Origin of the sequence: Paraburkholderia sp. GAS348, from assembly GCF_050434205.1 — a bacterium.
GTDB lineage: Bacteria > Pseudomonadota > Gammaproteobacteria > Burkholderiales > Burkholderiaceae > Paraburkholderia.
In genome coordinates this window covers 240,709-259,213 of record NZ_JBNPVT010000009.1, presented here as the reverse complement: position 1 = coordinate 259,213, position 18,505 = coordinate 240,709, and the positions used below count along the sequence as shown (strand labels likewise).

14 protein-coding genes and 2 pseudogenes are annotated in these 18,505 nt (G+C 59.0%); 6 read left to right on the top strand and 10 right to left on the bottom strand.

The window, feature by feature from the left end; genetic code table 11:
• Positions 1-745 precede the first annotated feature (745 nt).
• Positions 746-1,093: a DUF4148 domain-containing protein gene (locus P3T22_RS18175; protein WP_429325703.1), complete on the top strand. Its 348-nt coding sequence runs from the start codon at positions 746-748 to the stop codon at positions 1,091-1,093.
• 1,434 nt (positions 1,094-2,527) lie between these two features.
• Here P3T22_RS18175 and phaP read toward each other — a convergent pair.
• Positions 2,528-3,103 (bottom strand): TIGR01841 family phasin, encoded by a 576-nt coding sequence (phaP, locus tag P3T22_RS18170; protein WP_429325702.1) that lies wholly within the window; start codon positions 3,101-3,103, stop codon positions 2,528-2,530.
• Between the two features lie 1,897 nt (positions 3,104-5,000).
• Between phaP and P3T22_RS18165 the strand changes: the two genes are divergently transcribed.
• Entirely contained in the window at positions 5,001-5,741 is a 741-nt protein-coding gene (locus tag P3T22_RS18165; RefSeq protein WP_429325701.1) for a 3-ketoacyl-ACP reductase, read from the top strand.
• 84 nt (positions 5,742-5,825) lie between these two features.
• Positions 5,826-6,216, top strand: a pseudogene (locus tag P3T22_RS18160) (IS66 family transposase); the annotation flags it as partial.
• A gap of 155 nt (positions 6,217-6,371) precedes the next feature.
• On the opposite strand, the gene P3T22_RS18155 reads toward P3T22_RS18160, so the two are convergent.
• Entirely contained in the window at positions 6,372-6,797 is a 426-nt protein-coding gene (locus P3T22_RS18155) for a DUF3331 domain-containing protein (protein ID WP_429325700.1), read from the bottom strand.
• 102 nt (positions 6,798-6,899) lie between these two features.
• Between P3T22_RS18155 and P3T22_RS18150 the strand changes: the two are divergent.
• A pseudogene (locus P3T22_RS18150) lies at positions 6,900-7,689 on the top strand (IS5/IS1182 family transposase).
• Positions 7,690-7,997: 308 nt separating this feature from the next.
• Here the strand turns inward: P3T22_RS18150 and P3T22_RS18145 are convergent.
• The 5 genes from P3T22_RS18145 to mdlC all read right to left on the bottom strand — a co-directional run bounded on the left by P3T22_RS18145 (position 7,998) and on the right by mdlC (position 14,268).
• Entirely contained in the window at positions 7,998-8,297 is a 300-nt protein-coding gene (locus P3T22_RS18145) for a dienelactone hydrolase family protein (protein ID WP_429325699.1), read from the bottom strand.
• 1,530 nt (positions 8,298-9,827) lie between these two features.
• The gene (locus P3T22_RS18140; RefSeq protein ID WP_429325698.1) at positions 9,828-10,298 is read right to left on the bottom strand and encodes a cupin domain-containing protein; all 471 of its coding nucleotides are present in this window, start codon (positions 10,296-10,298) and stop codon (positions 9,828-9,830) included.
• A 106-nt stretch (positions 10,299-10,404) separates the two neighbouring features.
• A complete protein-coding gene (locus P3T22_RS18135; protein WP_429325697.1) occupies positions 10,405-11,484 on the bottom strand; it encodes an enolase C-terminal domain-like protein in 1,080 nt (359 codons plus the stop codon).
• Positions 11,481-12,668 carry an alpha-hydroxy-acid oxidizing protein gene (locus P3T22_RS18130; RefSeq protein WP_429325696.1) on the bottom strand — a complete coding sequence of 396 codons (1,188 nt, stop codon included), beginning with the start codon at positions 12,666-12,668 and terminating at the stop codon, positions 11,481-11,483. Before P3T22_RS18130 ends, P3T22_RS18135 begins: the two co-directional genes overlap by 4 nt.
• Positions 12,669-12,690: 22 nt before the next feature.
• Positions 12,691-14,268, bottom strand: a complete 1,578-nt coding sequence (gene mdlC / locus P3T22_RS18125; protein WP_429325695.1) for a benzoylformate decarboxylase — start codon at positions 14,266-14,268, stop codon at positions 12,691-12,693.
• 106 nt (positions 14,269-14,374) lie between these two features.
• Here mdlC and P3T22_RS18120 point away from each other — a divergent pair, with 106 nt between their 5' ends.
• Positions 14,375-15,268 (top strand): LysR family transcriptional regulator, encoded by an 894-nt coding sequence (locus P3T22_RS18120; protein ID WP_429325694.1) that lies wholly within the window; start codon positions 14,375-14,377, stop codon positions 15,266-15,268.
• Position 15,269: 1 nt separating this feature from the next.
• Here P3T22_RS18120 and P3T22_RS18115 read toward each other — a convergent pair whose 3' ends face one another.
• Complete coding sequence (locus P3T22_RS18115) at positions 15,270-16,070, bottom strand: FadR/GntR family transcriptional regulator (RefSeq protein WP_429325693.1); 801 nt, start codon at positions 16,068-16,070, stop codon at positions 15,270-15,272.
• A gap of 91 nt (positions 16,071-16,161) precedes the next feature.
• Between P3T22_RS18115 and P3T22_RS18110 the strand changes: the two genes are divergently transcribed.
• Positions 16,162-16,590 carry a nuclear transport factor 2 family protein gene (locus tag P3T22_RS18110; RefSeq protein ID WP_429325692.1) on the top strand — a complete coding sequence of 143 codons (429 nt, stop codon included), beginning with the start codon at positions 16,162-16,164 and terminating at the stop codon, positions 16,588-16,590.
• A 39-nt stretch (positions 16,591-16,629) separates the two neighbouring features.
• Here the strand turns inward: P3T22_RS18110 and P3T22_RS18105 are convergent, their stop codons facing one another.
• Together P3T22_RS18105 and P3T22_RS18100 are read right to left on the bottom strand one after the other, a co-directional pair.
• On the bottom strand, positions 16,630-17,061 hold the full coding sequence (locus P3T22_RS18105) for a GlcG/HbpS family heme-binding protein (RefSeq protein WP_429325691.1): 432 nt from the start codon (positions 17,059-17,061) through the stop codon (positions 16,630-16,632).
• Between the two features lie 28 nt (positions 17,062-17,089).
• The gene (locus P3T22_RS18100) at positions 17,090-18,505 is read right to left on the bottom strand and encodes an MFS transporter (protein WP_429325690.1); all 1,416 of its coding nucleotides are present in this window, start codon (positions 18,503-18,505) and stop codon (positions 17,090-17,092) included.

The following is an 18,505-nucleotide window of genomic DNA, read 5'->3' as shown; positions in this document are numbered from 1 at the left end:
GAAGTTCGGCGGCCTCTACGCGTTCTCGAACAACACGGACTTCACGCTGAACCGTGCTTACAGCGCGGGCGCAAGCTACGACTTTGGCCCGTTCACATGGACGGGCCTTTTTTCGACCAGGTACCCCCGCACCGATGCAAAGCTGCTACCACGGGCCTGAATACTTGCGGAGCAAGTCACATGCGTGTTGAAGTTTTGGCGGTGGTGCAGACCAAGGACGCAGGCGAAGAGCAGCGTAGTCAGCACGCAGGCCGCTGTGGGCCGGACACCAACACGCGAGAAGGTGTCAGCCTCGCATAGCGCCAAGACTTTTAACTGTTAGTCCCCGGTTGCGAAAAGCGGGCGTGCGCTTTCCGCATGTTCTTTCGAAGCGTGTCGCGTGACGGACTTCTCTTTATAAGATTCGCGTCAATGGTCGCGACTGCATCAACTGCGTAAATAAGACAAGTGACCACCCTGACTAGCGCGTATTTCAACTGGTTGCTACCCTAAAGTTCAACCCCCGTTACCCTAGAGGCCGAAACTCGCCAGCGCGCCTCCGCTCAAGACTCCGGCGATAATCGTTACGCGCGCACATCGAATCGGCCCGCCATCGCCCCTCATTTGATGGGCTTTACCCTAAAAAATAGAAAATTGCTTCCCCCACAGGCATCTTAATTTTAAGCATTAACTTACCTAGACTGTAGTCACTGGTTACGAGCAGGGTTGTTCGTAGCAGCAAACCGAAACGTCGAGGTAAATCATCATGAAGACCCTTATTCAAGCAGTTGCTATCACGGTAGCGCTTGTCGCTCCTATCACGTCCTTTGCTCAGTCGAATGCGCCGAAAACCCGCGCTGAGGTGCGCGCCGAACTGGTCCAGCTCGAAAAGGCCGGATATAACCCGGGCGCCAGCAATGACTCAACCTATCCGGCTCAAATTCAGGCTGCCGAAGCGCGCGTAGCCGAACAGAACGGAAAGACCGCGGCGGCAGAAGTTCGCGTCGCTGACACCAGCGGTGTCGGCGGAACGGCCACGGGCTCGTCTGCATCTGGCGTCAGTTGCTCGACTTCGTCCTGTGACGGCATGAAGCCGATCTATTTCGGTCAATAAATTATTCAGCCCACTTGCTGCGAATTGCCCGCGTAAGGCAGAGCAACGCCTCTCGAACGTGCCGCCCGCTCCGGGCTAACCGGCGAGAAGCTGTTTTGATGACGCTACGGCAACCTCAAAGCTGCTCCCGAGACCAGCATCTTCGTCCTGGCCATCGTTGGTTTTGGAAATTTCCGGAGACCAAAATCTTACCTGAACGACTTAGTGTGACAGAGCCCTACATAAGGGGAGGGCCTCCCGTTTGCATTGCGCTGTGCTCCGGCTTACGCACGGTGCGCGTTTCTATATTCCTCCGCCAGGCGCAGGCAGAGTGCGCCGAGTGCCTGCAGGTGCCCAGCCTGTTCAGGACTGTCTATTCCGCGGACCCGAGAACATCATCCAACATCGGCGCGAGCAATCTCAGTCACGCGAAGGAACAGTAATCCAATAGCATTTTTGGTCTCCGCAAAAGGGCCGGTGTTCCGTTAGGCGAGTACAGAGAGTAGTTTGCCATCCTGACGTCTTTTCCGTGGCGGACCTTTGATGCGAACTTTTATGCCGCGCCCACGTCAGAAGCAAGGTCCGATCGAAACCGAAGTGCTCGCCATTCGAATGCTTGCACTGGCGTGCCTGTTCCACCTTCCCGTTGAACAGAGGACCCAGCACATCGAGCTCAAGCGATTGGTCGCGACTCCTGCTTAAGGTCGGCTGGTCCCACGCTACGTCGTCCATCGCCGGTCGGACGAACTACCGAAACGGCATGTGGTCGGGAATCCGTTCCAGCAGCGTTCGCCTGCCTCGAATCGAGTGCCGCACATGCAACAATCGCGCTCGAACGAGCTTCTCTGGCACGATCTCTGGTCGGTCGCTACTGGCAGCGTACTCTTAGATCCTTTCGTACGGCGCCGGCATAAGCACATATTGTTAGCTCTGAGTTTCACTCGGGGGGGAACACACGCCAGGTGCCGTCATCGTGCCGGAAGAAAAAAAGCGCAACCGGGCCTTCCGGTTGCCGTGCCTCGACACATACATATCGGCTCCGTCTGAGGCCTGTGCGACCGAATCGGGTTATCCGAATCGGCGTCGCCGAAGTTGGTGTCAGCCATTTTTCAACCAGCGAACGCAAGGATTTTTCTGCAGTGTTCATCGCTCGTTCCCGTTGGTTCGGCCGTGCCGTGTTGTATTCGTCACGACGCATTTTCAGTCATCAGGAGTGTGATTATTTTGCGAGATTGATACTGGTTACAATCCAAAGAAGTAACGGTGGCGACCCGTGCGACTTAGCCGGTGAATTTCTAACGCGGGACGCAGTGCCCTGACGGCGTCCCGTGAGTACTGGACGCCGGTGCACTCTGAAAGTCCGCTCGCTGAAAAAGCGAGCGGGGAGCCTGGAGAAGCAGCGGCTTGCTTCAAAAGTTTGACGCCGGTGGCAAACGCCCAAAACGCTGATACTTTCTACTTCTCCACGGCGTCGACGGCTACAACGGCCTGACGGGTCCGCCTGATCGAGGCTGAAGACGCAGCGCTGACATTGCTCTCGGCAATCTGCACCGCCTGCTTCGTAGCTTTTTTCGCAGCTTCATACGTGGTGTTGGCCGTCTCGCTGGTCGTCTTGACTATTGCCTTCCATGCCGCCACGGCGGCTTCGCTTCCTGCCGGTCCGTTCTTCGCGAGGCTATCGATGAACGCTTGCGCGTCGTGCTGTTGCTGCTTGAACTGAGCTTCAGCGGTTGTCGCGAATTCGGTCTGGACGCTGGACACGACTTCGTAGACATGGCGGCAGTACGACTGCACTTTCTTTGCGGCCGCTTGCCCCAGGTTTGCCTGCAGCGCCAACAACTCCTGCGGCTCTTTGGCCGAAAACGCCTTGGCCAGGATTTCCTGACTTTCGACAAGAGTCGATTTGACCGCTTGCACATTCAGATCGGCGAGCTTTTCGGTGCCATCGAGGGCTTTGCTCAGGAGACCAACCGTCGTTTCGAGACCAGTTTTCTGAGCGGCTATCAGTTGTTCAGGCACAAGACTGCTCATTGATAACTCCTTGGGGGTGAGGTGACGAAACTCCGAGCGACAGCCCACGAGAATCCCGCGCAATGGCCACGGTATGAGTTGGTGCGACGCAGCATAATCCATGCTAAGGATGCGTATGGGGATGTCAATCGTTTGTCTGATGCTAGCGATGCGTCGCGTGCGCTTGCGACGTTGAACGCCTTTCTAGCGTTGAGCTACAGGGGTTATGTAGGTAAAAACCCTACTGAAATGGTTCGAGTCCGGGTATCCGTCCGAACCGTTTTATTCGGATTTGTGCGGCGCCCACAAAAACAGTAGCTAGGCTGCCAAAGCCGTTTCGCCGCGATTGAACTTGATGCCCAATGACGCTGCCGTTGGTGCGCCAACGTGAGTCCGCCAGCCGGAAAACATCAGCTAAATTAGTTGCTGGAAGGCCGCAGGACGCGTTGCGAGTTGCTCGGACGTTGATGCAGATCCTGCGATGAACCATCCTGTGCCGCCATCGCAATTTCAAACGAGGTCAGCCAGTGCATGAAACGTTATCGACGCCTTTTGGGAGAGACCATTCAGGGACATTCGAGTGGACTCTCCCATTCACCCGGGCGGCCTCTGACGACTTCAATTCGCCTGCGCTTTCGCCACAGTTGCCGACTGCGAGAACGGAAGTAGGGGATTATCGTCGTGCAGCGATTCCCTACGAATTATTTTTCGTTTGACACCAATGCGCTGACGGAGGAATAGTGACATGACCAGAGTACACGCTATGTGTTATCGCATAGGTTGATGAGAGTGTTGGACCTGGCGTCACGAGCCGGTCATGTTGGACGCGTAGCTTCATCCGACGCCACGAATGAGACTGTGCTGAATTGCATAGAAATATAGTCTGAGAGACATCAATCAAGATGAGCCGACATACCGAGCATATCGATCACCTCGAATGTAGCGTCGGGGACAACCGACTCAAACGGGCCCTTGCCGCACGCCTAGATAGAGCATTTAAGCGCACCGGCGTCAGTTCAGACCAGGCGGCGAAGTGGTTAGGCATGCGTAAAAACGAAGTGCAGTATTGGCGACGCGGAATCACCGTTCCGCCGCTAAACGCTTGTACGCGTCTTGCCGCCGTTTTCAATCTTGACATTCACTGGCTTTGCACGGGCCAATCCCAGGTCGCCCAGACCGCCTTCTTGAGAATTGCGGCCTAAGGAGTCGGCACCCTCAGTGACTCCAGATACTTCTTGAGGCTCGCATCGCGGTCGGCATCGCGGCCGCGACGACGCGCCTATGGGCGATTCGACGACCATCTGCGAAGCGGGCTCCGCAAAGAACGGGTATTCATATGAGGGCGGTTAAACGTGAACAGTTATCAGACGAAACCTTGGGGGGGCGTCAAGCTACTTATGGCATTTTCAAGGCGTTGTCGGTCACATAGGAGGAGGGCTAATGGCGTACCGCCCGGAGATGTATCGACTTGCGCCCGTTCCCCACGGTCACGGTGAACTTACTCACGGAAAGTTAGCGCGCGTCAAATGACGGAAGCTGCGTGAATGCAAATCGACCCGCGCGCCAAGGAAGGTGTCGCTTTGAGCAGCCATCGCGTCTGACCAGTAACGATCCCTCCGATCTGTTGTCCTCCGTTGGTTGGCACCTAATAGACGAATGCGACGAAGAGGACTACTTGTGGAATTGCGTTGGCTATACCGAGGGAATGATATCTGCAACTAGGGGAACAGCGCGACGTTTTTTTTCACACAACGAATCGTTCTCACCATTAAAGAATGGTGCGAGACGACGACTCCGACCAATCAGCCAACAGAGATGGCTCGACATTCGCGAGTGGGACCCGCCACGGTGAAAATATTTTGTACCTTCACTGGCAAGAATTTGGTTCACTAACCGTTACGGAAATTGAGAGCAGAAGATGGAAAAGCGAATTGCGTATGTGACTGGCGGTATGGGTGGAATTGGAACGCTGATATGTCAGCGTCTCTATAAGGATGGGTTCGCGGTCGTGGCCGGATGCGGGCCCAACTCGCCGCGACGGGATAGGTGGTTGGCTGAGCAGGCCGAGCTTGGCTTTTCCTTTACCGCCTCGGAGGGCAATGTCGGGGACTGGGAGTCGACGGAGGCCGCTTTCGCGAAGGTGAAGAAGGAAGTGGGTGAGATTGACGTGCTGGTGAACAATGCCGGTATTACGCGGGACGGCGTCTTTCGCAAGATGTCGCGGGAGAACTGGAACGCTGTCATTGATACGAATTTGACGAGCCTGTTCAACGTGACCAAACAGGTCATCGAGGGGATGGTCGGCAAGGAGTGGGGCCGAATCATCAACATCTCGTCCGTGAACGGACAGAAAGGGCAGTTCGGTCAAACCAACTACTCGACTGCCAAGGCGGGTATTCACGGCTTCACGATGTCGCTTGCTCAGGAAGTGGCGACAAAGGGCATCACGGTGAATACGGTTTCACCCGGGTACGTCGGAACCGATATGGTTCGTGCCGTACGTCCCGAAGTATTGGATGCAATCGTCCAGAGCATTCCTGTGCGTCGGCTAGGCGAGGCGTCAGAGATTGCCTCGATTGTCTCGTGGCTTGCGAGTGACGAAGCGGGCTTCGCTACAGGTGCAGATTTTTCGCTGAACGGTGGTTTGCACATGGGCTAAGAATTGGCCCGGAGCGAGAAGGGCACGGCCGAAAGGTCACGGCTCTAGCGTCCACCGTAAGGCGCTAGAGCATTGGACCAAAATCCTGAAGAGCGCCACAGACTTCGCCAGAGCCGGGCCGAGCCGGTGTGCGATGCACTTGACGGATGGATCGTGGCGCAGCGCAAGCTGGTTTCGGAAGGTTCGGCGATTGCGACAGCACTGGTCTACAACCTTAAAACGGTGGAAGGCGCTCACGCGCTATCTCGAAGATGGGCACGTGCCCGTAGACAACAACGTCGAGAACCAGATACGTCCGTGGGCCATCGGCAGAGCCAACTGGCTGTTGGCCGGCCCGCTGCGAGCAGGCCAACGCGCCGCAGCCATTGTGAGCCTGTTACGGTCAGCGCAACTCCATGGGCATGAACCGCACGCCTACTTGAAGGACCTTCTCACGCGACTGCCGACGCACAGGGCCTGTGACATCGCGGCATAGCTAACACATCGCTGGCAACCAAAGGTGATCGCCGGCTAGCGGAGTCCCATCCGTGATCGCCAAAGCGACGTCGGTCGGAACGGACTTATTATCGGCCGGTGCCTTCTTGACCGCAGGACGCTTAACCGCTGTCTCAGTAACCTTCTTGGCGGCAGTCAGTCTGCTTGCGCAAGTGCAGCGGCGAGGATCATCTCGTCGCAATTGACTGGACGAAGTCGACCTCGCGAACTCGGCTTAAAGACCGCGTCCCCTCTATAGATGCGCTGGCCAGTCAATGCACAGTAGCCGCAGTTGCGGGCCGCTGCCCGGCTCCAAACCTGGTCGACGTAATGACACATCGTGGGATCGCACCACGATATCAGTACGCTCGCATTATTTTGCAGTTCGATCGACGTAATCTTGCTGCTGTAGGTCGCATCCGACATGGTCTTTTGAGGCGTGCTCGGCTTCCATGTCTGCTGGACTGCGCGTACGCCGCGTCTGCTGCCTGCACGCCAGGAACCGCCGCCGGCGATAAAGTCGTCACTGGAGAGACGCGACAAAAGCGAGACTACTTGGCTCCACGGGTTGAGCTGTTCCATGTCGGCATGCCTCTCAAATGAGAAACGCTAACGAATAGAGCGGAAGGGGTTGTCCACATCGCACTCTGCTAACCTCTTCACTGTTTCGTTGACGAAGAGGACATGGCTAAACCGATACTCGATGACGAAGCGCGGCCACTGGTCCACCTGTCAGTGCCACCGACCAAACCTCGTCGCCCCGCTACCCTATATGCAAACGGTTAGACGATCGCGCATTGCTGATCGGCGTGCCGTTCGCGCTGCAGTCTTGCATCCCCTGGAAGACAGTGCCCGAAGTAGATCGGTTGTGTCTCAGGTGTGGGCTGCAGGCGTTGAGTGCGCGACTTGCAAGAAGCCAGAGTCGGAGATCGGTTGCAGGAAGCGCTCAGGCTCAGAGCTACGTCCTGCGGCCCGCGTCGACTGGCTATGCGTCGTCGTTGACTTCTCCTCCATCTGTGCTGTGGGATCGGGCCAGAAAGAGGACCCAGTCCCGCCGGTCGTGCTCAACCGGATTCAAAACATTATCTCGTCAAAGGTGCAAAACGCATGCCGTTCGCCGTAATCCCGACCGGAGCCGACCGTTATGTCGTTACGCAACCGCTGTCCTACTCCGTACCGACGATTCGTCGCAAACGTGGGGAATCGCTGACAACGCTGGCAATCGTGCAGGTCGACCATGACTACGACCACGACAACCGCGATCGACCGCTGCGTGCCGCGGATGTCGCAATCTAGATTGCCTGTCAGGGTGAGCCGCACGGCAGCAGTGACATCGGGAAAACTTCATAAGTCGTTGAGCGCGCAATCGCCTGGCTGCATAACATCGGGCTCCTGCGCGTTCGATTTGAACGCTCCGCGTTTATCCACTATGCGTTCACGAAAGTCCTCCAACTGTATCATCTGCTGTAGGTAACTTTAACTTTCACAGTGCTCGCACCTTCACTTGGTCGCCGCAGAAGTTGACCTCAGCAGAAGCGGGCGACTCCCACGAAGGTCTTCTGGACCTAGGAACGCGTCGCAGATGTTTGACTGGTGGAGCATATTTACAATTAATTTAGTTATCCTTCAATAGATCGTGCGTGACATCTTGTTCAACACCTAGATGAGGACCTGAAGGTGCTGTTTGTGTGGCTGATCGCATTTAAACTATGTTGCGCTGAGATCTCCGGACTTCGATTTTTAGGAAGTACTGCGCTTACCCGCACTCTTCTATGCCTGCCTTCACTCCCACATATTCTTGCCGAGGAAGGTAAAGGTTCGGTCCCATGCCTTCTCCGCCCAGACGGGGTCGAATTGCGTACGGGATATGCGCTCATGTCCGACGGCCGTTTCATTGCAGAATCCGTGATGCGCGAGGTATCGATAGACGTGCACATCTACGCCGGCGCAGCGCGACTTCGCTTCCAGTTCATTCGCCGTCTCGATGGGAAAGAAGGCGTCCTGAATCGCCCAGTGGCCGATAACCGGTGCGTGAATTTCCGTTGCGTCAACGTACTCGAGCGGCGGGAAACTAGATGACACCCGCAGGCAGCATAGGATGGTGGCACAGGGCAAGCGGTGTCAGTGCGCCGCCCATGCAATAGCCCATCAAGGCTGTCCGGTGGCGAGCGGTTCACCCGTGAGGTAATGCTCCACGGTTTGCACACGGTGATCAAAACGGCGTGGAGCAATGGCGCTGAGGCAGATCGGGCATTGGGACTACCTGAAGGACACTTAAATTGTGTGCTAAGGGGCAGTAGTCCGCTGAGTCTCCAGGTTCTGATCGCAATAAGTTCACACGTCCGCGCTCAACCTGTCAGTATTCTGCGCGGCCAACTGCAGGCTGCTAGTATGACGATCGAGGCAATCGTTCTCGAAGATAGCGCCGGCGGCGAGCCACAAAGAGCAAGGCTGAAATCGAGAAACTCCTGCCTGCAACACTCGCTGAGACACCGGACATAACGTCTACGGCTCTTGCCGGGAAGCTGGGCGTGAATGTGAGAAGGTTGACCCAGTTGTTTCCGGAATTGGTGTTTGAGCTGCGTGAAAGGCGCCTTTGCCTGGTTCGACGGCGCAGACGGCTGCGGCTTCTAAGGATTGGGCGCAATCTGCGTGCGCTCAAAGCGCGATTTGAACACGACGGGCTCGTGTTCAATCGGAGCAATCTGTTCGAGCACGGCAAGACCATGTTATATAGAGGGGGGCAGAGGAGCGACTGTTTCTCTGGGTAAAGGAAAGAACGCCCGTTTGAAGTCGTTGCGTCTGTAACCGGCGGCAAAGCGATAGATGACCTTGTTCACAAAGTTAAGCGATAGATGACTTTTCCAGGAATAAAGCGATAGCTGATTTTATGCGTCAACTTATGCTTTATTTGTCATAGGTGTCGAATAAAGCAAAAGCTGATGAAAATTAAATTAGAAGTTGAACGGCGAGTGGGGCGTGGTCGAAACAAACGAAGTCGGTAGTTAAAGCGAAATATAGATATTTTTCGCAGCGTTAAATCGAAACATGAAATCGCTCGCGAAATTACGTAGGTTATTGATTTTTAATAGATTGTTGGGTGATAAAATCGGCTGATAAAGTGGAAGTTGAGCATTTTCTTGCAGTAACGCGTGCCTGTCAGACGTCGTGTGGATAGTTAAGAGTAATGTGACTTGTCGGACGGCCAGCCGGTGCCCGATGCTCGGCTTCGAAAAGGCGCTCCAGCAAGCAGATTTCGGGACCGGCGCCACAATTTGGCCGAAGTAGCGTCATGCGATCTTGTCAGGAAAGTGACGCCGCGCGGACGTTGCTCATCGACCGACTGTTACCGTCCAGAAGTGAGTGGCGCGTCGTCGGCCACAGCGGTCGTTGATCCCTCAAGGTGTCAGCGGCTGGTATGGGTTCGTCAGCTGACCATGGTCGACCGGCCCGGGCGAACGGTAGCTTTGACTGTCGCCGAGCGGCAGTGCTACCCCTTGCAGCCGTTCGGACTTGCCGGGAGCGGCCACTCGGCTTTGCCGAAGGCCGCAGATTGTTGCCCGATTTCGATAGCAGGACCTGTGCCGAACGTCGTTCAATTTTTCGGGATGTTTATTCTGTGCGATCGATGCCAAGGTCTATTAGAACCTTGTTGCGACCGGACACGTATAGCCTCTTGCCTTTGCGGGGGTAATCACAAACGTCTTGCTCCAATCTCTGACCGGCGACGATAAAGACCAGAGGGTTGTCGCCAGTGTTCGTCAGAGTGTGGGCGGCGCCTTCGCGGGCGAACCCCATGAAATCCCCCGATGCGACTTCATACACCTCGTCGTCAATGGTTGCTTCGCCGATCCCTGAAAGGATGTAGATACATTCTTCTTCATAGAGATGCCGATGATATTCGGTCGACTCGTGCCCGGGCATGAGCGTTACCAAATGAAAGCCGAATTGCGTGATCCCCGTGATGTCTCCAAGCGAATTTTTGAAGCGAATGGCCCTCTCATTTAACGAATGGACAGAACGTTGGGGCGCCATTGCGTCGATATCGGCAGACTTCAGCAACCCGCGTGGTTTTTTCGACATTGTTCTTATGTTCACTTCAAAAATGTTTATTGCGGATCACGTTGAACCTGCTGATTTGCGATACGGATCGGCTTGATTCGCCCGCGTTGGTCCACGCGGGCGACCGTCAAACCAGGAAACGGTTGACCTCTTTCTCCCGCCAGATGATGCCCGCGCCGGGCGCGTCTCCGAAATGCGCATCGCCGTCCTTGAAGTGCAGAACTGGCTCGACGATCGGGCCGGCGAGATCCATGCGTTCGAGCAAGTGGCACGTCGGGCTGACCGCCAGCAGATGCGCGCTGAATTCCTGAAAGATGTGACTGGACATCGGCAGGCCATGTTGCTCGGCCAGAGCGCTTGCCCGCAGCCATCCGCTCACGCCGCCGATCTTCATCAAGTCGGGCATGCACAGATCGCAGGCGCGTGCCGCGATCGCCTTGTTCATTTCCTCGGGACCGAACCAGTTTTCGCCTAGCTGAACGGGAATCTGCAATGCTTCGCGTATGGTCGAATGTCCCACGTAGTCGTGCTGCAGCGTCGGCTCCTCGATCCACGCGATGCCTTCCTGTTCGAGCGCCTTTCCGCGCCGCACCGCGTCGGGCACCGTCAGGCCCTGGTTGTAGTCGACCATGATCTGAACCGCGTCGCCGACTACCTCGCGTATGGACCGGACGACATTGAGGTCGTGCTCAAGCGTTTGATAGCCGATCTTTGTCTTGATCGCCTTGAAGCCGGACGCGACTGCGTCGCTCGCCCGCTTCAGGGCGAGCTCGACGCCGTCCATGCTGTGGCTGTCGTACGCGGCAAGCGGCCGTGCCGTGCCGCCAAGCAGCTCGACGAGCGGCAGCCCGTGCAATTTGGCCTGGGCGTCCCATACGGCCATGTCGATGCCCGCGGTCGCCATGCGGATGATGCCGGTATAGCCGATCAGACGGAATCGGGACTGCATCAGCTGGTCGATCGCGTATGGCGCGAGCGGCATGTCTTTGACGACCGCCGCGAGCTCCTCGACCATCTGCCGAACTGGCTTGAGCGCGAGCGGCGTGTAGGTGAATAGGTAGGATGTGCCGGTGACGTTCGCATTCGTCTGCAAGTCGATCAGCACGAGCGGCGACGTGGCCACCGTGCCGACTGCGGTCTTGACCGGATATTGCAGTGGAACGTTGACGGCCCGCGCGCGCAGGCCGGTGATGCGGATGTCAGTCATGGTGCCTCGAAAAGTTGAGTGAGCGGCGACGGCGCAGGCGCTTCGCCATCTGCGTTCGGCCTGTGCGGCCAGAGAAAGTCCGGTGACAGTTGGCCGATGTCGGGACACCCGATCTGCGCGAGCGTGGTGTCGATCTCACTCTTAAGCATCGACAGCACGGCTTCGACGCCGCGCTCGCCGTTGGCGGCGAGGCCATACAGCGTCGCGCGGCCGAGCAGCACCGCTTTCGCGCCCATCGCGATCGCCTTCACGACGTCGGCGCCGCGGCGAATGCCGCTGTCGATCAGCACGGGCGCCGCGATCCGCGACGCGGTCGCACCGAGCGCTTCGAACGGCGCGACCGCGCTATCGAGCTGGCGGCCGCCGTGGTTCGACAGGATGACGCCGTCCGCGCCCAGCGCGATGCAGCGCTCCGCGTCGTCGGCACGGCTGATGCCTTTTACGAGCAGCCGGTGCGGCCAAAGATTGCGCAGCCATTGCAATCCTTCCCACGAAAAGCTTGCGTCCATCTGCCTGCTCATCAGCGCGGCCTGAAGCTCGGTATCCTTAGCATCGATGCTCACGAAGTTCTCGAGCTGTGGCATCCCGTGCCGCACGAGGTCGAGCGACCAGCGAGGGTGCAGTAGGCCGTCTAGCAGTGTGCGCGGGCTGTACCGCATCGGCATTCCGAAGCCGTTGCGCAGGTCGCGCTCACGTTTGCCATTGACGCCGACGTCGGTGGTCAGAATCAGCGTCGTGTAGCCGGCGCTCAGCGCGCGCTTCACCAGCGATTCCGCAAGCTTGCGGTGGAGGACGTAGAGCTGGAACCAGATCTCGCCGGTCGCGGCCCTGCCGACGGCTTCGATCGACGTGGTCGATGCGGTAGACAGCGTGAACGGAATGCCGAACTTTCCGGCCGCGCGCGCGAGCGCCAGGTCGCCGTCCGGCCACAGGATGCCGTTGAGGCCGGTTGGCGCGATGACGAGTGGCGCCGACAGCGGTTTGCCGAACAGAGACATCCGGATATCGCGCCGGCTGACGTCGACGAGACGGCGAGGTTGAAACTTCACATCGTCGAAAACGCGGCGGTTGTGGTGCAGACCGATTTCGTCCTCCGCGCCGCCATCCAGATAGTCGAAGACGATTCGCGGAAGACGCTTTCGTGCAAGTGCGCGGAACTCCGCGACATTGACGGGGTGCTTCATCTCTGTCTCCTTGCGCATGCGCTCAAGCGCGCGTCTCGACTTCGATGAGGAACGGCTTGTTGCTGCCAAGTGCCTGCTCGAGCGCCGCCTTCAACGACGCGCCTGAATTCGCATGCAGCGCATCGACGCCATAGCCACGCGCGAGTGCGCAAAAGTCGAGACCCGGCACGTCGAGGCCCGGGACGTCTTCGACCTGCAGGACGCCAGCGAACCAGCGCAATGCGCCGTATGTGCCGTTCTTCATGATGATGAAGATCGCGGGAATTTCGTACTGCGCGGCGCTCCAGAGCGCCTGGATGCCGTAATTCGCCGACCCGTCGCCGATCACGCCGATGACCCGCCGTTCTGGCTTCGCGAGCTGGATGCCAACGGCCGCGGGCAGTGCAAACCCGAGTCCGCCGGCGGCGGCGAAGTAATAGCTGCCGGGCTCGGTCATGCGCAGCCGCTGCCACAGGAGGTTCGTCGTCGACGTCGATTCGTTCACGTAGATCGCGTCGCGCGGCGCGATGGCGTCGAGGATATCGAACACACGCTCGGGCGCGAGCGGGCCGGGCAATTCCGGCGCGGAATCGGGACGCGATAGTGTGTTGGGCATCGGCCGCGCGCTCGGCGCCACGGCTTCGCTCAATGCCTGCAGCGTGGCGGCGATGTCGGCGATGATGGCATCGCCCATCGGCGCGCGCGTCGCTTCGTTGATGTCGCACGTGATCGAAATCAGCCGGGCGCCCTTGGGCAGATAGTCGCCGGGCTCGTACTGGTGATAGCGGAACACGGGCGCGCCGACAACCAGAATCAGGTCATGGCCGTCGAGTAACCTGCTGATGCCGGCGATGCTCGCGGGGAGCAGTCCGCGGAAGCACGGATGGGTCGTTGGAAACGCGCAGCGCGGCGCCGACGGCGCCATCCACACCGGCATCGCAAGCTTCTCGGCGAGCGCAACGCCAAAGCTGTTCGCATTGGCGGCATCGACGTCGGGCCCGACGACGAGCACCGGGTTTTCGGCCTGCTGGAGCGCGTGCGCGAGCGACGCCAGCGTTTGAGCGGACGGCAGTCCGGCCAGTTCGACGCGGCGACGGGCGAGATGCTCGACGCCGCGTCCGGCTTCCTGCTGCCAGTCGTCGTACGGTACGGACAGATAGACGGGCCCGGCTGCGGGCGTCGCCGCCGTGTGAATCGCGCGGCTGAGCGCAAGCGGAACCTCATGTGCGCTGGCGGGCTCGCTGCTCCACTTGACGAGCGGGCGCGGGAGATTGGTCGCGTCGGTATTGGTCAGCAACGCTTCGACGCCGATCATCGAACGCACCTGCTGCCCGGCCGTGACGACGAGCGGCGTATGTGAGTTCCACGCGTTCGCGAGTGCGCCCATCGCGTTCCCGGTGCCGGCGGCGGAGTGCAGATTCACGAGTGTGGGTCGGCCGGTCGCCTGCGCGAAACCGTCGGCCATGCCGACAACAGTGCCCTCATGAAGGCCGAGGATGTACCGGAAATCGGCCGGAAAATTCTTCAGGAACGGCAGTTCGTTCGAACCTGGATTGCCGAAGAGGGTGGTCAAGCCTTGCTCGCGAAGAATGTCGTGGCATGCCTGGTGAACAGTCATCATTGCAAATCTCCTAGTCAACGTGCTCATCCTAGGAGTCGGTGAAAAATAAATCCAATCACCATTTTTTTGTTGTAAAAATAGATGTTGTCTATATTTTGATGCCGGCATGACGACCGACCTGAACCTGATCCGAACCTTCGTGGCCATCTACGAGACGCGTAGCGTGAGCGCCGCGGCGAAGCGGCTGAACATTACGCAGCCGTCCGTGAGTTACTCGCTGAACCGGTTGCGCGACCTGCTGCAAGATCCGCTGTTTACGCGTACGCGTGGTGGCATGGTGCCGACATTCAACGCGACGCAACTGTTCGATGCGTTCAAGCGCGCGCTCGACGACATACATGCGGCTATCGTGGCGACACGGCAGTTCGACCCGCGGCAATCGAGCCGCAGTTTCCGTCTCGCGTTATCGGACCTGGGCGAGCTGCAGTTCTTGCCTTCGCTCGTTCGCGAATTGCAGGCGAGTGCGCCGTCGGTCGGATTGGAGATCGTTCAACTCGACAGCGAGCGCATCGCCGGATGGCTGCAAACCGGCAGCGTCGATGCGGCAGTCGGAAACCTGCGGTCCGTCGGGGGGCAGACGCGCAAAAGGGCGCTGTTCACCGAAAGCTATTCATGCCTGCTCAGCGCGTCGCACCCGTCGATCTGCGACGCGCTGCCGCTAGACGACTACGTGTCGGCCAATCACGTGGTCGTTGCGCCGTTTACCGGTCACCACCTCGTCGAGGACGTACTGTCGGAGATGGGGCTGACGCGGCGGATTACGCTGCGCGTGCCGCACTTCACGAGCCTGGTGGCGGTGATCGAGTCGACCGATCTGCTGCTGACGCTGCCGACCCGCATCGCGCGCGCGTTCGCAAGCGACGGCAGGATGCGCGTCTTGCCACTACCGTTTCCGACGCCTACCTTCGAGGTCAATCTGTACTGGTATCCGCACATGGAAGACTCGGCCGCCCAGCAATGGTTTTGCGACACGGTCGCGCGTACATTGAGCCGTGTCTGAGCTAGTCCCTTTGCAACATCGACCCCAGAAGTCTCGCCAGAGCGGGTTCGGACAGCATCTTCTCGCCTGCGTCCGGCAGCGACGAAATCACCTTGGCGGATTGTTCGATATGCGAGCGCGCAGCCTCGCGTGCAGCAGCGGTGTCGTGGCTCGCAATGGCGTCGACCAGATGTTGACGATGTTTGGCCATGCGTTTCGTGATCTTTCGCCAGGTCTCGTATGAGTCGCCAGTGAGTTCTCTTGCGAAGCCGATCTGAACACTGGCGAGAAATCTGCAAAGCACGGCAAGCAGTACATTGCCCGACGCTTTGGCGAGCGTATCGATAAACAGTCGCAGACCTTCCGCCACCGCTTCGGAATCTGTTCCTTCGTTGATCTGACGGAGTGCCTCGCGCATCGCCTGAAGGTCCTCCTCGGTGGCTCGCCTGGCGGCGAGTTCCGCGGCATAGCCGTTCAGCGCACCCATCACGCCCAACACTTCCGCAATGCCGACGCGTTCGAGTTGCATCATCGAAAGAAGCGATACGCCGATGAGCTGGTCGGCGTCAGCCGTCACATACGCGCCGCTGCCATGCCGTACTTCGACCAGCTGCGCCGTCGTCAAGCCGCGAATGGCTTCCCGGATCGTCGGGCCGCTCACGCCATAACCTTCCGCGAGCTGCTTTTCGGTTGGCAGCTTCGTGCCGCGGGTGAGTTCGCCGTCGAGAATCCGGCTTCGCAAGTCTTCGAGAATCTGTTCGGCGGCATTGCCGCGGGCAAGTCGACGTGTTGGCTGCCAGGAGGGTTCAGTTGGTGTTTGCATGGGTGCTTTCCTTTTTTGCTGGACCTGCGTCTGGCAGTACTATACTCTACAAGTCACCTTGTGACTTTGTTAATGTTGGTGTGGACGAACAATGAGCGACCCTGTCACCCAGAACGAACTGCAATCCATCGAGCGGCTTTTCAGCGATTTCGCCTGGTTTGCCGACCGGTGCGACGCCGAAGCGCTGGCGAACCTGTTTGTGCCGGGCGGCGTGTTGTCCGTGGGCGGCCGCGAGTCGGCGGGCAGCGACAACATTGCTGCCGACTGCAGCAAACGCTTTGCCGTGTCCGATCGCAAAACCCGCCACATGTGGTCGAATCTGCGTGTGGAGATGCCGACCGCCGACACTGCGAGAACCACGGCTATCCAGTTGACATTCGAAACCTCCGGCGATGATACGCCGGCCCGCTTGCGCGTGAATGATGTTATCGACGAACTGCGCAAGGGCGCGTCCGGCGAATGGCGGTTTGTCAGCCGCCACATTCGTTGTGAAATGGCGCTGGAGTTGCAGCACCAATAGCCGGCCGACACGAGAAGCAGTCTGGCCGGCCGGGCCGCTTTATCCGACATCCGCCTTCAACCCCGCACGGGCGATACCCGCCACTGCGCAGACTTCATCTTTCTCCGGGTGATCGCCGCTGACTCCCACCGCGCCGATCACATGCCCGTCAGAATCGCGAATCAGCACACCCCCGGCAACCGGAACGATCCGCCCCGCGGAGATGTCCGTTAGCGCGGCGAAGAACACTGGAGCCGCTTCGGCGCGCTGCGCGAGAGCGCGGCTGCCGATCCCCATGCCGAGCGCGCCCCACGCTTTGGCCTGGGCGATTTGCGGTCGGAGGATGCCGCTGTTGTCTTCCCGTTTGAAAGCGACCAGATGACCTCCAGCATCGAGCACGGCAACGGACAGCGGCGCGCAAGCGGATTCGCGCGCCGTGGCGAGCGCAGCATCGACAATCGTGGTGGCGTGATTCAGCGACAGGGTTTCCATGAATCTTCTCCTTGTTGAAACATGTGGATCAGTGGGGGAATGCCTCGCGACCGGATGCGCGTTTGAGCGGTCCTCGCGTGACGGAGTGTGAGAGCGTGTCCTCATGAACGCCGTCGTGCGGCTGCAGGTTCCTCTTGCGCCGTTGTATCAGTTGTCCCAGCACCAGTACGGCCAGTGCGGCGCCCACCGAGGTTGCACCGGCGATCGCAAAGAGAATCGCCGGCGCGACACCGGCGCCGAGTAACACGCCGCCCATGACGGGTCCGGCAATCGCCCCGGTGCGGCCGATACCCATTGCCCAGCCGATGCCAGTAGCGCGCAGGCCGGTTTCATAGAACACCGCGCACAGGGCCACCGTACACATCTGCGCGCCGATGCTGAAAGCACCGGCGACAAAGCTCGTCAGATACAAAAGCCCAGGCGACCATCCGACGAGGCCGATTGCCGAGATGGCCATGGCCCCGGCAAGATAGGCGCAACCGATGACGCGCGTCGGCCCGAAGCGGTCGGCGAGACGACCGAGCATGATGCATCCGGCGACCGCGCCGAGATTGAGCATCGCGACGGCCAGCACGGCCTTACCGATGTCCAGCCCATTCGTGCGCGCGACAACCGGGATCCAGTTGATCAGGAAGTACGTCAACAGCAGGCTCAGGAAGAACGCGATCCATAGCAGGAACGTCGCGGTAGCGTTTCCTTGCGTGAAGAGGCTGGACACGGGTGAATGAGGCATTGCCGCGCGATAGTCCGATCCGCCGTTCCACCGCGACTCGGCATCCAGCCGCCGCAGAATCCGCGCGATGGCGGCATGGTCGTTTTGCAGCGCGAGGTAGCGCACCGATTCCGGCACCAGCAAGATGAACACAGGGAGAATGATCAGCGGCAGCATGCCGCCCGCGATGAACACGCTCTTCCACCCGAACGCCGGAATCAGCAGGGCCGAACCGCCGCCGCCCAGCACGGCACCGAGTGGAAAACCGCAGAACATTGCGCCTACCAGTGTGCTTCTGAGCCGCTTGGGTGCATATTCCGAGGTCAGTGAAATGAAACTCGGCAGCGCGCCGCCGAGGCCTATGCCTGTGATGAACCGCAATATCGAAAGCGCCGCGGTGGAATGAGCGAACGGAGTGAGCAGGGAGGCGACGGAAAAGACGAGCACGGCGCATGACAAGGTGACCTTACGTCCGAAGCGATCACCGGCCGCGCCGAATGCCAGCGCCCCGAGCAATCCACCGAGCAGTCCCGCGCCAAACACGGGACCGAACGCTGATGGCGCCGCGCCCCAGGCGGCCATGATTTCAGGCGCTACAAATGCGATCGCCTGGGTGTCGAATCCGTCCACCATCGCCACCAGTCCGCACAGTAGAAAAATGATGATCTGCAGACCCGTCACCCGCCCTTCGTCGATGATGGATTCGAGATCCAGTTTGCCTGTCGGTTGCAT